At 75.3% G+C, this 14,453-nt stretch carries 9 protein-coding genes and 1 pseudogene; 3 read left to right on the top strand and 7 right to left on the bottom strand.

The window, feature by feature from the left end; translation table 11 throughout:
* The first annotated feature begins 74 nt into the window (after positions 1-74).
* Positions 75-443: a BlaI/MecI/CopY family transcriptional regulator gene (locus ACZ5DC_RS38810; RefSeq protein WP_468660904.1), complete on the top strand. Its 369-nt coding sequence runs from the start codon at positions 75-77 to the stop codon at positions 441-443.
* Positions 444-451: 8 nt separating this feature from the next.
* On the top strand, positions 452-1,372 hold the full coding sequence (locus tag ACZ5DC_RS38805; RefSeq protein ID WP_468660940.1) for a M56 family metallopeptidase: 921 nt from the start codon (positions 452-454) through the stop codon (positions 1,370-1,372).
* Positions 1,373-1,425: 53 nt separating this feature from the next.
* On the opposite strand, the gene ACZ5DC_RS38800 is transcribed toward ACZ5DC_RS38805, so the two are convergent.
* The 7 genes from ACZ5DC_RS38800 to ACZ5DC_RS38770 form a co-directional block, all read right to left on the bottom strand.
* Positions 1,426-2,277 (bottom strand): polysaccharide deacetylase family protein, encoded by an 852-nt coding sequence (locus ACZ5DC_RS38800; protein WP_468660902.1) that lies wholly within the window; start codon positions 2,275-2,277, stop codon positions 1,426-1,428.
* 163 nt (positions 2,278-2,440) lie between these two features.
* Entirely contained in the window at positions 2,441-2,773 is a 333-nt protein-coding gene (locus ACZ5DC_RS38795; protein ID WP_468660900.1) for a putative quinol monooxygenase, read from the bottom strand.
* A 137-nt stretch (positions 2,774-2,910) separates the two neighbouring features.
* Positions 2,911-5,727, bottom strand: a complete 2,817-nt coding sequence (locus ACZ5DC_RS38790) for a SpoIIE family protein phosphatase (RefSeq protein ID WP_468660898.1) — start codon at positions 5,725-5,727, stop codon at positions 2,911-2,913.
* A 62-nt stretch (positions 5,728-5,789) separates the two neighbouring features.
* Positions 5,790-8,171, bottom strand: coding sequence for a SpoIIE family protein phosphatase (locus ACZ5DC_RS38785; RefSeq protein ID WP_468660896.1), 2,382 nt, complete (start codon positions 8,169-8,171; stop codon positions 5,790-5,792).
* A gap of 144 nt (positions 8,172-8,315) precedes the next feature.
* Positions 8,316-11,126, bottom strand: a complete 2,811-nt coding sequence (locus ACZ5DC_RS38780; RefSeq protein WP_468660894.1) for a M48 family metallopeptidase — start codon at positions 11,124-11,126, stop codon at positions 8,316-8,318.
* Complete coding sequence (locus ACZ5DC_RS38775) at positions 11,123-11,653, bottom strand: hypothetical protein (protein ID WP_468660892.1); 531 nt, start codon at positions 11,651-11,653, stop codon at positions 11,123-11,125. Before ACZ5DC_RS38775 ends, ACZ5DC_RS38780 begins: the two co-directional genes overlap by 4 nt.
* Before the next feature lie 169 nt (positions 11,654-11,822).
* Positions 11,823-13,856 (bottom strand): SpoIIE family protein phosphatase, encoded by a 2,034-nt coding sequence (locus ACZ5DC_RS38770; protein WP_468660890.1) that lies wholly within the window; start codon positions 13,854-13,856, stop codon positions 11,823-11,825.
* A gap of 463 nt (positions 13,857-14,319) precedes the next feature.
* On the opposite strand from ACZ5DC_RS38770, the pseudogene ACZ5DC_RS38765 reads away from it, so the two are divergent.
* Positions 14,320-14,453, top strand: a pseudogene (locus ACZ5DC_RS38765) (5,10-methylene tetrahydromethanopterin reductase); the annotation flags it as partial.

The following is a 14,453-nucleotide window of genomic DNA, read 5'->3' as shown; positions in this document are numbered from 1 at the left end:
CGCGCCCCCAACGGTCTACAATCCCGTAGACGGTCTACGGAACTGTAGACGATGGCGGGGGGAGGATCGTTCCCATGGGCCAGGCGAAGGACGAACGCCGACCGGCGGGTGAACTGGAGGCCGCGGTGATGGCCGCGCTGTGGGCCGCGGGCACCCCGCTGACTCCCGCGCAGGTCCAGGCCAGACTGGCCGGCGGCCTGGCCAGGACCACCGTGACGACGATCCTGTCCCGCCTGCACGAGAAGGGCACCCTGCGACGGGAGCGCCAAGGCCGCGGCTACGCCTACCGCCCGACAGAGGATCCGCACGGTCTGACGGCGCTGCGCATGCACAGCGAACTCGACCGCGACAGCGACCGCGAGACGGTCCTGGCCCGCTTCGTCGCCCAGCTCAGCTCCGATGACGAGCAGGTGCTGCGCCGGCTGCTGGAGGAGGGCCCGTGACGCTGCTGATGCTGCTCCTGCCGCTGCTCCTGCCCTGTGCGGCGCTCCTTCCCGCCGGCCGGCACCTCGACCGCTGCTCACCGCGGGCCGCGCTGTGGACGCTCACCCTCTCGGTGCTGCTCCTCGCGGCCGGTACCGTGACGGCGCTCGGCACGCTCGCCCTGACCGGCCTGCTCAGGATTCCGGCGTTCGCCGTCCTCGCCGAGCTGGTGCGCCCGCTGCCGACGCCCTCCTCGCGACTGGTCCTGTTCCTGGCGGCCCTGGCGGCCGGCCTGCTCGTGACAGCCGTCCTCGCCGTCGGCCGCTCCGCCGTACGGCAGGCCGCCGGGCTGCGCACCGCCCGGACCCAGGCCGGCCGTCGGCCCGCCGCGGGCGACCTGTGCGTCGTCGAGTCCCCCCGCCCCGACGCCTACGCCCTGCCCGGCCGTCCGCCCCGCATCGTCGTCACCACCGCCATGCTGCGCAGCCTCGACGCACTCGAGCGCGAGGCTCTCTTCGCGCACGAGCGCGCCCACAACCGGGGTGGCCACCACTACTTCCTGCTGGCCGCGGAACTCGCCGCCCACTGCCACCCCGCGCTGCGCCCGGTCCGCGAGGTCATCGGGCTTGCCGCCGAGCGGGCCGCCGACGAGACCGCCGCCGCCACCGTCGGCGACCGGCGCGTCATCGCCCGCGCCATCGCCCGCGCCGCCCTGGCGGCCCATGCGGCGGACGCCTCCCGGCCGGCGGCCACCCCCGCGGCCACCTCCGGCCCCGTGCCGCAGCGCGTGACCGCCCTCCTCCGCCCCGCCCCGCACACCCCGCGGGCCATGTCGTGGATGGCAGCCCTGCTGGCCGCCTGCGCGCTCCTGTCCTGCGCCACCGCGGCGGCCGGCGCGCTCCACGTCCACCAGGACATCGAGGTCGCCCAGGCAGCGGCCGGCCGCTGAGCTGCGGCACGGGGCTGTGATCCGTGGACCGTGATCTCGGCGGGCCAGGGCGCTCACGCCGTGCCCGGCCGCCGCTCGGCAGGACTCGAATGTGCTGCCGCCGCACGCGGGCCCGGCCGCGGCCCATGGTGGTAGACCACCCCGGGACGCAGGCCGCCGGTCGCGGCGAACATCTCGGGGACGGTGACCAGGACGTAGCCGCGGGCCTTCAGCGCCTGGACGAGGTGGGGGACGGCCGGCGGGGTGGTCGCGTACCGGTCGTGCAGGACGACGATCGCGCCGGATCGCACCCGGGCCAGCACGCGCCGCTCGATGAGGCGGGAGTCGTGGTACTTCCAGTCCTGCGAGCTGACGTTCCACATCACCACCGACAGGCCTTCCGCACCGGCTGCCGCACGCACCTTGGCGTTCCACGCTCCGAAGGGCGGCCTGAACAGGGTCGGCCGGTGCCCTGTGACGGAGGCGATCTGCGCCGCCGCGGTCCCCAGCTCGTAGTCGATCCGGGCGGGCGTGAGGCGGGTGAGGTGGGGGTGGGTGACGGTGTGGTCGCCGATCGCGTCGCCGTCCCGCTGCTCCCTCCGTACATCCGCCCGGTACCGCAGAGCGTGCGGTCCGATCAGGAAGAACGTGGCCACGGCGTGCTGGCGCTCGAGCGTGCCGAGCACGGCCGCCGTGTACGCGGTCGGTCCGTCGTCAAGGGTCAGCGCGACACACCTGGCGACCCGGCAGTCGACGACGCGAACCGGCGCGCCGGCGCCGAACCGGGCGGCCCCGTGCGACACCGCAGCGCCCGACGACGACGGGCCCGGCACGGCCGCGAACGCGCCCGGGCCGGCCGTGCCCGCGACCGTCACCAGCAGCACCGCGCCGGCGATCGACGCGACCCTGCGGCGGATGTTCGTCATGATGTCGGCCACCTCGTGTCTGACGGGACGGGTGCCCTGGTCGGACGACGCCCTGGCCTGTTACACGCCTGCCGGGAGCGGGCCGGGGGCGCCCCTGATTCCCAGTCTCCTCTCAGCGGGGTGCTTCTTCAGCGGTTGCGGGCGGCCGGCGTGCGCACCCAGGTCACTCCCGCCCCCGTACCGCCATCTCCGCGAGCAGCGACCAGTCCTCCTGGGGAAGCGTCGCGTTGACGATGCGCGGCGTCTGGGCGAGATGCGGCGGCAGGGTCCGCTGCGCCTCGCGGAAATGCTGGGAACGGACGTGCGCGGCGCCCGCCTCGTCGTCGCGGAACGCCTCGACGAGCACGTACTCGGTCGGGTCGTCGAGGCTGCGGGACCAGTCGAACCACAGGCAGCCCGGTTCGGCACGGGTCGCCTCGGTGAACGCGGCCGAGATCTGCGGCCATTGGCCGGCGTGCTCCGGCAGCACCCGGAACTTCGCGGTGATGAAGATCATTCCAAGCTCCTCGAAGGATTTCGTGTCGCGTGCGTCCACGGCCCGCGTGCCCCCATGGTCCGTGCGGGCCGCCGTCCGCGAGGCGGCCGACGCGCCGAGGACGTCCGGACAGGGCGGTGTCCGGGGCCGGCCCCGGCTCACGAGCCGGGGCCGTCGAACTCGTCGGGGTCGAACTGGTCGAGGAGGAAGTCGACCGGTGCGAGGCGCGGGACGGCCGACGTGCCGTCGTGGAGGACCTGTTCCGCCCAGATGACCTTGCCGCGGGGCGTGTACCGCGTCCCCCAGCGCTGGGCGAACTGCGCCACCAGGAACAGCCCCCGCCCGCCCTCGTCCGTGGTCGCCGCCCGCCGCAGGCGCGGCGAGGTGCCGCTGCCGTCCGAGACCTCGCAGATCAGACAGCGTCCGTGCAGCAGCCGCACGCCCACCGGCGGCGAGCCGTACCGGATCGCGTTCGTGACCAGTTCGCTGACGATCAGCTCCGTGGCGAATCCGGCCTCCTCCAGCCCCCATGTCCGCAACGCCTCCCCGCACCACGCGCGCACCGAGGGAACCAGCGCGGGGTCCGACGGCACGTCCCACTCGGCCACGCGCGCCGGCGGGAACGCGCGGGTACGCGCCGTGAGCAGGGCGATGTCGTCGAAGGAGTGCGACGGCTTCAGCGCGTCGATCACCGCCTGGCACGTCTGGTCCGGGGTGCGGTCCCCGGACCCGTCCAGCGCACGGCGCAGCCGCTCCATCCCGGCGTCGATGTCCTGGGCGCGGTCCTCCACCAGGCCGTCGGTGTACAGCACCAGCTGGGACCCCTCCGGCAGGGACAGCTCGGCGGTCTCGAACGGGTAGCCGCCCAGACCGAGGGGCGCCGACGCCGGCACCCCGGCGCAGCCCACGGTTCCGTCCGGGCGCACCACCACCGGTTCCGGGTGTCCCGCGCGGGCCATGGTGCAGGTCTCCGCCACCGGGTCGTAGACCGCGTAGAGGCAGGTCGCCCCGGTCACGCCCACACCCTCGTGTTCTCCCGCGGCATCACCCGCGCGCTCCTCGTCGTCCATGCGGACGACCAGGTCGTCGAGGTTGCCGAGCACCTCGTCCACGGGCAGGTCCAGGACGGCGAAGTTGTGCACCGCGGTGCGCAGCCGGCCCATCGTCGCCGCCGCGTGCAGGCCGCGCCCGACGACGTCGCCCATCACCAGGGCCACCCGGGCCCCCGGGAGCGGGATGACGTCGAACCAGTCCCCGCCCACGCCCGCCTCCGCCGGCAGGTACCGCCAGGCCACCTCCAGGGCGTCCTGGTCCGGCTGCCCGCGCGGCAGCAGACTGCGCTGGAGCGTCACCGCCATCGCGTGCTCCCGGGTGAACCTCCGCGCGTTGTCGATGGCCACCGCCGCCCGTACGGCCAGTTCCTCCGCGAAGGCGAGGTCTTCCGGCTCGAACGCCGGGGATCCCGCCGTCCGGTAGAAGCTCACCACCCCCAGCGCCACGTGCCGCGCCCGCAGCGGCACGGTGACCAGCGACCGCAGCCCGCTCGCCAGGGCCGTCCGGGAGCGCTCCGGATCCTGCTCCAGCCAGCCGTGGGCCCGCCGCAGGTCCGCCTCCAGCACGCCCCGTCCCTCCTGGAGCGTCCGCATCTGCGGGCTCCGGAGGGAGAAGGCGACCACTTCGCCCAGCGGATACACCGGGATCATCCGCTGCGCGCCGCCGATCGCCGCCCGGCGCAGTCGCCGCCAGCCCTCGGCGGTCGGCTCCCACCCGCGCAGCACGGCGTCGAGCAGATCCACCGTCACCAGGTCGGCGAACTGCGGCGCCGCCACCTCGGCCAGCTCCTGCGCCGTACGCTGCACGTCCAGCGTTGTGCCGATCCTCACCCCCGCCTCGTACAGCAGGTCCAGCCGCTCCCGCGCGACCTCGGCGCGGCCCGAGACCGCCGCCAGTTCCGTGGTGTCCCGCAGGGTCACCACGCTGCCTCCCCGGCCGGCCCGCGGGTACGTCGGCCGTTTGTTCACCGCCAGCAACCGGTTCCCCGCGCGGTACACCTCGTCGGTGACCGCCTCCGGCGACGACAGCAGGCGCATGACCGGCTCCGGCAGTCCCAGCTCCTGCGCCGGGCGCCCCTGCACGTCCTCCGGCAGCCCGAGCAGCCGGGCCGCCTCGTCGTTCGCCAGCAGCAGCCGACCGTCGTCACCGGTGATCAGCACGCCCTCCCGCACCGCGTGCAGGACCGCGTCGTGGTGCTCGTACAACCGCGCCAGCTCCACCGGAGACAGACCGCGGGTGTGCCGCCGCAGCCGCCGCGACACCAGCGTCGTGCCGGCCGTGGCCAGCGCCAGCGCGGCCACGCCGCTGCCCAGGATGATCGGCAGCTGCGGCAGCCACAGTGCGGCGACGTTCCTGACCGTGAGCCCGGCGGAGACCAGGCCGACCACCGTGCCGCGCGGGTCGGTCACCGGGACCACGGCCTGCACGTCCGTCCCCCTGCCCGCGGGCAGCGGCGGCCCGCCGGCCTGCTCGACGACGGTACGGCCCCGCACCGCGGGCGCGATGGTGCCGACGAACTTCTTCCCGATCTCCCCCGGGTAGGGGTATGTGTAGCGAATCCCCGTCGTGCTCATGACGATGACGAAATCCATGCCCGCGCGCTTGCGCGCCGCCTCGGCCCGCGGCTGGAGCACCGCCGACGGGTCCCGGCTCCGCAGCGCCGCGGCCGTGCCCGGCGCGCTCGCGAAGGACTGGGCCGCGATCACCGACTCGCGCCGCCCCTGCTGCAGGGCGTCCCGCGCCGCCTGGAGGATCATGCCCACCACCGTGGCGACGACCAGCAGGACCACGATGACGACCTGGAGGAGGAACACCTGACCGGCCGCACTGCGCACGTCCAGCAGGGAAGCGCTGCGTTCACGCGGGCGGCCCGGGGGCGGATGTCGTTCCGGGGTCCGAGGACGCCCGGAAAATACCTCCATACACCCTTGATAACACCACTGTGGGACAGCCGTACGCCGCGGCACGGCGCTCCTGGGAGCTCCTAGGGAATGGCCAGCTCGGCCCAGATGGTCTTCCCGGACGCGGTGTAGCGCGTGCCCCAGCGCTGGGACATCTGCGCGACGAGGAAGAGGCCGCGGCCACCCTCGTCGTCCCGGCGCGCCCGCCGCAGGTGGGGTGCCGTGTGGGCGTTGTCGGACACCTCGCACAGCAGGCAGCGGTCCCTGATCAGCCGCAGTACGACGGGCCCGGTGGCGTACCGGATGCTGTTGGTGACCAGCTCGCTCACCACGAGCGCCGCGCCGAAGGACAGTTCGGACAGGCCCCAGTCCGCCAGCTGGCGCTCGGTACCCGTACGGGCCCGCGCCACCATGGCGGGGTCCGGCGGCAGCTCCAGGTCCGCCACGCGGTCGTCGCCGAGCCGCCGGGTGCGCACGAGCAGCAGCGTGGCGTCGTCGGTCTGCGGACCGGGCGGCCGGGCCGTGAGCGCGCGGTCGCACAGTTCCTCCAGCGGGCACCGCTGCCAGGTGAGCACCTGGGCCAGGCGGTCGATGCCGGTATCGATGTCGGTGTGCCGGTCCTCCACGACCCCGTCGGTGAACAACGCCACCACGCTGCCGCCGGACAGACTCAGCTCGACGTTCTCGTAGGGCAGGCCGCCCAGCCCGAGCGGCGGTCCCGGCGCCAGCGCCGACAAGGCCACCGAGCCGCTCGCATCCGCCACGATCGGCGGGGGGTGGCCCGCGCTCGCCCACACGCACCGGCCGCCGACCGGGTCGTAGATCGCGTACAGGCAGGTCACCCCGAGCGTCTCGTCGCCCAGCCCGTCGTCGGCGTCGGAGTCCGAGTCCTGCGCGACCAGGCCGTCCAGCCGGGTGAGCAGCTCGGCCGGGTCCAGGTCCAGCAGGGCCAGGGTCCGTACGGTGGCGCGCAGCCGGCCCATGGTCGCGGCCGCGTGCACCCCGTGGCCCACCACGTCGCCGACGGTCAGGCCCACCCTGGCGCCGGACAGCGGGATCAGGTCGAACCAGTCGCCGCCCACCCCCACGCGGCTGTCGGCGGGCAGGTAGCGGTACGCCACGTCGACCGCGCTCTGCTCGGGCAGGTGCCGGGGCAGCAGGCTGCGCTGGAGTACCAGGGCCGCCGCGTGCTGACTGGTGTACCGGCGGGCGTTGTCGATGCCGACGGCGGCCCGCTCGGCCAGTTCCACCGCGAGCGTCTGCTCCTCGGGCCCGAAGCGGTCGGGGTTGCTGCTGCGCCGGAAGGTGGCGAGGCCCAGCACCGCGTTGCGGGTGAGCAGCGGGACGAAGAGGCAGCAGCGCGAGGCGGCCGGTCCCGGCCCGTCCGGTGTCCCGGACGCGTCGGTGGAGACGACGGGGCGGCTGGTGGCCAGGCTCTGCGCCTGCGGCGACGAGGGCGGGTAGGAGACGGGACTGGTGCGGAACTCCTCCGGCGTCCGGCCGTGCATCCGCAGCAGGCCGTGCCCCGGCGCCGAGCCCGTGGGCGGCTGCCGGCCCTCGATGACCGCCGGCGGCAGGTCCACCAGCACCTCGTCGGCCAGCTGCGGTACCGCCACGTCCGCGAGCTCGGCGGCCGTACGGCGCACGTCCAGGGAGGCGCCGATGCGCTTGCCCGCCCGTACGAGCAGCGACAGCCGTTCCTGGGCGCGGTAGCGGTCGGTGATGTCCAGGGACTCCTCGAAGACCCCCAGCAGTTCGCCCCGGGCGTCCACCAGCCGGTGGTACGAGCAGGACCAGACGTGCTCGCGCACCGGGTCGGCGGGGGCGCGCCCGCGGTAGTGCATGCCCAGGATCGGCTCGCCCGTCGTCAGCACGTGCTCCATGATCTGGTCCTCGTCCGGAGGGTGGTGGCGGGAGATGAACTCGCCCTCCGGGAAGAGATCCGCGGCCGGCCGGCCGATGTACTGGGCGATCCCCGCCAGCTCCAGATCGGTGGAGACGTTGCCCCAGACGACGCGCATGTCGGTGTCGAAGATGGTGAGACCCACGGCGGACTCGGTCGTCAGCCCCTGGAGCATCGCCAGCTGCGCCTCCCAGCCGCGCAGCGCGTCCAGGTCGGCCGCGACCACGACGGTCGCGGCGGCGCCCCGGTGCGCGAGCGGGCTGAAGGTCACGGCCGTGCGCAGGGTCCGTCCGTCCCGGCGGCACAGGTCCACGACGGTGCTGCGGGGCCCGGGCCCCTTGCAGAGCTTGCACAGGGCGGACAGCCGCTGTCCGGGGGCCGCCGCCAGCAGCCGGGCGGCCGGCTGCCCGAGCACGTCCTCGGGGGAATGCCCGAGCATGCGCTGGGCCGCGGATCCCCATCCGGAAACGCGGCCTTCGGCGTCCAGTACCGCGGCGGCGGCCTTGGAGAGGTCCAGCGGACTGTGGAAGTCGACGTCGGCGGCATGCGGAAAACGATCCATGGCACCGCTTCCCTCCGTGCTCCCTCAGCATCCCGTGCCGGACTGCGGACGACAACCGCACGCGCGACGGCCCCGGCGACCGGGGCCGTCGCGGGCCTCCGGTGCGACGAGCCGCCCCGTGGGGCTGGTGCCGTGGCGGGCCGGTCAGCCGGTCCTCTTCCACTGCGGCCACTGCTCCAGCGCGGTGGTGACGCGTTCCGTCAGGGGCGGGACGGTCTTCGTCGCCTGTTCGTAGGCGGCGACCAGGTCTTCCAGCATCTTCGTGGTGCGCCGCACGTCGTCGGTGTCCGAGTCGAGCACGGACATGCACTCGCGGGCAGCGTCCCGGCCCTTGGACAGCAGGGCGGACCACGCGCGGCCCAGCTCGGGGTCGGGGACGCCCAGATGGCGCTGGGCGGTGGCCGTGTCGCGGGCGAGGCCGGCGCAGACGGGGCGCAGGCTGTCACCGTCCACGGCACCGGTCGTGGCGTCCGTCGACTCCTTGAACCACTGCGCGAACGCGGTGTAGCGAGCGGTCACGGCGACGATGTCGGCCTGGCCGCTCGTCTTGAACCAGGCCAGCAGCTGGAAGCCGCGCACGCGTGCGTCGGTGCCGGCGGCCGGTGGGTGGGCGGGCACCGCCAGGGCCGTGCCGGGGCCGGTCACCGAACGCACGGCCACGACGGACGACGCCACGGCCAGGACCGCGACGGCGCCCACGGCGGCGCGGGCCGGCCAGGACCGCCGTACGTCCTCCGCGGGCGTGGAACGCACCGGGGCGCGGGGGACCCGGGACAGGAGCGCGGCGGCCAGGACGGCCCCGAACGTCGCCGGTGCCGTCGTCGCCACCAGGAGTCCGGTCAGCGACCAGGACGCCCCGGGCAGCCAGTGGCAGGTGTCGCCCATGACCCGCAGCGGCCCCAGGCAGCCGTCGGCGGACTGGAGCAGGAACTGCCCCGCCAGCGCCAGGACCTGGGCGATGCCGGCCGCGGTCAGGGCGCGGGGCAGCCGGTGGGCGCGGGTGGTGACGGCGACGACGGCCGCCGTCACGGTCACGCCGGCCCACAGGGCGACGGTCCGCCACCACAGGGAGACGACCCCGAAGGCCGTGCCCCGCTCGCCGAGCGGAGGGCGCCAGGAGTGGACGTACGCCATCGCCACCGCGACCGCGGCGACCCCGAGCACGCCCCCGGCGAGGCCGGCGAGGAGCGTGGAGCGCAGTCCCGTCGCTCGTGGCCGCCTGAGCAGCAGCACGGCCGGGTACGCCCACAGCACCACCGCGGCCGCCGCGACCACCGGGGTCGAGCCCGCGACGCTCAGGCTCGTGAGGACCGAGGCGATCCAGGGCAGCACGGCCGCGTACTGCCGCGTCCCCCACGGGCCGGGGAACAGCTGGCGGATGTCCTGCTCCAGACCGCCCGCCCGGTACAGGTCCCCGGCCAGCCACAGCTTGCCCGCCCCCAGCCACCAGCTCAGACCGGCCGCCGCCACCACGCTTCCCGCGACGGCCGCGACCAGCACCGCCGTGCGCAGCGCGCGCCGCGTGCCCGGGGTGTCCCGCAGGCCCAGCCGGGCGCACCGGGCCAGCCAGCAGACGTAGGCCACGCCGCCGAGGAACGGGAAGAGCAGGGGTTCGGGGTGCGCGGGCCACCAGCCCGGACCGATGCTCGATCCGGACAGCAACTCCCCGCAGACCAGGCCCAGTCCGAGCACCGCGCCGGCCCGCACACCCGAGGGGCCCGGAACGCCCCGGTGCGCGGCGTACAGGGCCGCGCGCCAGACGGAGACCGCCAGGAGGGCCGCCGCCGGGCCCCCGACGACCCAGGCGGCGGGAAGCGCGTCCCACTGGTCGCCGAGCGCGTTGCAGGAGACCAGGGTGACCGCCCCGAGCAGGAACAACGGCACGTCCGTCAGCGCGAACAGGGCCGCCGGGTCCTCCAGCGCGCGCCGCCGCTCCGCCCAGGACGGGTGACTGCGCCACAACGCCGGGACGCTCCGCGCCGGGCGGCCCCGGGCCCCGGCTCCCTCGGCCCGCGCCCGCCAGACCCCGGGATCGGCGCCCAGCGCCACGGCCCCCCGGTCGGCGTACAGCTCGCGGTGGCGCAGGGTGTCGGCGCGGGCCAGGACGACCAGCAGGAACAGGAACCCGGCGGTCGCGATCTCCCGGACCAGGTACGGCCGGGAGGCGGGCCAGAAGACGGCGTCGGCGCCCATGAACCAGCCGAACTGCGCCGCGACGAGGCTCCCGCCGAGCACCAGGGTGAACGGGACGGCGGCCAGGACGAGGAAGGCCCGCCACAGTGCCGTCACGGCGTACGCGATGTCCACGTCCCGGTGGCGCAGATGGGCCAGTTCGTGCAGGAGCACCGCCTGGAACCGGGCCGGGTCAGAGCGCCGGACGTGCAGCAGGCCGTTGTCGAGGCAGAGCGTGCGCCTGCCCGCCCGGCCGAAGACGACGGCGCCGGCGCCGAAAGCCGTCAGGTCGACCACCAGGTCGGGCAGGGCGCGCACGCCGGCGACCGCGGCCAGCCGGGCGATCTCGGCCCGGATCTCGCCCCGCGGGTCCCGGCCGTGCAGCGGCACCAGACCGTGCCGCCGCCGCCGCAGGAGCGGCAGCAGCAGGTACACGGCCGCGGCCACCAGCAGGACGACGGCACTGCCGGCCAGGCCGTACCACTCCGGCGTCACGGGGGCGCCCTTGGCGCACTCCTTGATCGCCTCCGCGTGGGCGCTGCTCCGCGTCACGTTGTCGATGACGTTGCCGCCCGGGTCGTAGCCCGCCGCGAACTCGCAGAGGAACGCGACGTCGCGGGCGGGGTACGGCCGCAGGAGACCGGTCAGCATCTCCACCGTGGCCGCCGCCATGGCGACGACGAGGACGAGGAAGCGCAAGGAGGTCCCGGCGGGCAGCACGCCCGGGTCGGGGGCCGGCGGCGCCGGCGGGCGGGGTGCGGCCGCCTGCGTGGCTCCGCTCACCGGACCGCCCCGTCCTCCTGACGGCCTTCGCCCTCGCCCGGCTCGTCCGGCTGGTCGTCGCCCGGGTCCTCCGCGCCGGCCAGGGCCAGCCGTGCGACCACGCTGTCCGCGAGGCCGTCGGCGTCCGCGAAGCCGCGCCGGGCCGCCTCCTCGCGCACCCGCCGTCGTACCGAGGCCAGTTGCGCGGGGGAGAGGTGGGGCACCTCGGGCGCGGCGGCCGGGCGGCGGGCGGACGGGCGCAGCCGTCCGAGGGCGGCCGCGGCCCGGTTCACCAGCCGCCCGGTGCCTTCCGCGACGGCGGCGCGGCACGCCTCGTCGACCGCCAGCAGGACCACGGGTGTCACCACGGCCGTGACGGTGTCGAGACCGAAGCCCAGCGGGTCGGACCGCTGGCCGGAGGACGCCTGCCGGATCCGCCGCACCATCAGGCCGTAGTCCAGGCCCGCGAGGTCGTCGGCCAGCGGCCGTTCGTCCGGCGCGTGCCGGTCGACGACGTCCCGCACCACATCCAGCACGGTCGCACGCATGCGCCCGCTCCCTTCCCCCGTCCGTACCCCTCGCGCCCCGTACCCGGGCGCGCTGTTCGGGTCCTTCCCGCCGGAGCATGCCGTACGCCTGCCGGAACCTCCGGTTCACGGGACCCCCCGGGCAGGTACGGTACCGACCGGCCACGGTGGCTCGGAACGGCCCCGGTGTTCAGCCGCCGTCCAGTTCCTGCTCGCACCAGATCGTCTTGCCCCGCCGTCCGAACCGGGTGCCCCAGCGGACGGCGAGCCGGGCGACGAGGGCCAGTCCCCGGCCGCCCTCGTCGATGGCGCGGGCGTTGCGCAGGTGGGGTGCGGTGCTGCTGCCGTCGGACACCTCGCAGATCAGGGTCCGGTCGCGGATCATGCGCAGCCGGATCGGCGGGCTCCCGTACCGGATGGCGTTGGTGACCAGTTCGCTGACGATCAGCGCGGTCGTGAAGGCCAGGTCCGCCAACCCCCAGGCCGCGAGCTGGTGTTCGGCGAGCCGGCGGGCGGTGCCGACGACGGCCGGGTCCTTGGGCAGCGTCCACTCGGCGAGCCGGTCCTCCGCCAGGCCGCGGGTGCGGGCGAGCAGCAGCACGGCGTCGTCCTCGCCCTGGCCGGGCAGCAGGGCGTACACCGCGTCGTCGGCGAGGCGGCCGAGGGGGCGGCCGGGATGGCTCAGGACGCGCAGCAGGGTCTGCCGGGCGTTCGCCGCCGCGCGCACGAGACCGTTGGTGTACAGCGCCAGCAGGCTGCCGTCGGGCAGTTCGACGCGCACCGCCTCGTACTCGCAGCGCCCCGTGCCGAGCAACGGGCCGGCGGGCGGTTCGAGGACCAGGGGGTCGCCGAGCGCGCCGAGGGCCACCGGGGGCGCGTGCCCCGCGCTGGCGGCCGTACAGGCGCGGGTCACCGGGTCGAACACCGCGTACAGGCAGGACGCCGTGACCGGCCCGCCCGCGTCCCGCGTCAGCGCGGCGGTGGTCTCGTCGAGGCAGGTGAGCAGTTCCTCCGGCGCCAGGTCCCGGACCGCGAGGGTCGTCAGCGCGGTGCGCAACTGCCCCATGGCGGCGGCCACTTCGATGCCGCTGCCGGTGACGTCGCCGACGGTCAGGGCCACCCGGCTGCCGGAGAGGGGGATGACGTCGTACCAGTCCCCGCCGCCGCCCCGGGTGCCGGGCAGGTGGAGGGCGGCGGTGTCGACCGCGGTCAGCCGCGGCGGGGTGCGGGGCAGCAGATGGCGCTGCAGGCCGGTCGCGATGGTGCGCTCGCGGGCGTAGCTGCGGGCGTTGTCGATGCTGAGCGCCGTGCGCTGGGCGAGCTGCTCGGCCAGGCAGAGATCGTCCTCGTCGTACGGCCGAGGGTCGCGGTGCCGGTAGAAGCAGACGACCCCGAGGACGGTGTGGCGCACCACCAGCGGGGTGATCAGGAGCGAGTGCACGCCCGCGTCGGTCAGCAGCCGGGCCCGCTCGGGGTCGGTGGCCAGCCACGGCTCGTCCGGCGTCAGGTGCGCGACGAGCCGGGGTGAGGCGTCCTGCAGGCTCCGGCTGAAGGGCGTGGGGAAGGGAAAGGTGTCCAGTGTGCCCGAGGGGCCCTTCCGCGCGGGGTCGTTCACCGAGCGGAAGGCGACCCGGCGCAGCGGTACGTCCGCGTCGACCGGGCCCGCGGACAGCGCGGCGCCGCGCACGGCCTCGTCCACCACGTCCACCGAGACCGCGTCCGCGAACCGGCCCACCACCACCTCGGCCAGCGCGTCCGCCGTGTCCCGCACGTCCAGGCTGGTGCCGATGGCGTGATGGGCGTCGTGCAGGATGTCCAGCCGGTCCGCCGTGTGCTGCCGCGCGGAGACGTCCTCCACGACGGCGACGCCCAGGGCGGGCCCGTCACCCGGACGGACCCGGAAGACCGATACCGAGAGCACCGTCTCCCGGCCCGGGTCACCAGGGGGCCGGCCGCGGATCAGGCGGCCCCGCACGCGTGCCTCTCCCGCGAGCACCTGACGGGCGAGCGAGAGCAGTTCCGGATCGTGGAAGCCCTCCGCGATCTCGTCGAGCCGCCGCCCGAGCACCGCGTCGCCGGGCAGTCCGCGCACCGCGCGGCCCGCGGTGTTGTAGCGCACGATCCGCACCTGCTCGTCGAACACGTACAGCCCCATGGGGGCCTGGGTGAACAACGCCTCCAGCACGGTGGCCGACAGGTCCTCGCTGTCGTACGGCGACGACATCGCCGGTCCTAGGGCCTGTCTGGCACTGCGCGTCCGCCGCGAGACGCCCCGCACGCTCCCCGACTGCCTCTCCGGCGTGGCAGGTGCCCGACCGTGTGGTGAGCGGGGAGGACGTCCGGCGAGTCGGGCGGGGGAGAGCACAGGGGGCCGGGCGCGGATCGGGAGGAGACCGGCGCGCGGGTCTGCGGGCACGCGGCGGGACCCCGCTCGGCGAGGGGCGGACAGCGGCGCATCACTGGTCCCTTCGGCGTCGGCACCGGGCTCTTGCTCGAAACCCTGGCGTACGGGCCGGACGGCAGCCATCGGGGCGGGCCGGGCGGGTGACGGTACGGGGCCGCGGGGGCGTGGCCGGGCCGTGCGGGCGGTGCAGGCCGCCGACCTCGGCCGGGCAGCGGAATACGCGCGGGGGCGACCCTGTTGCAGGGGTGTAGTTGAAACGTCAACCTCTTGGAGGGGAGGACGGATGCAGTTCGGCATCTTCACCGTCGGTGACGTGACCCTCGACCCCACCACGGGCCGTACGCCGACCGAGCGCGAGCGGATCAAGGCCATGGTCGCCATCGCGCTGAAGGCCGAGGAGGTCGGTCTGGACGTCTT

This window comes from Streptomyces sp. NPDC031445 (genome assembly GCF_055581365.1).
Note: the sequence above shows the minus strand (reverse complement) of the source record. Positions and strands in the feature narration are given on the sequence as shown.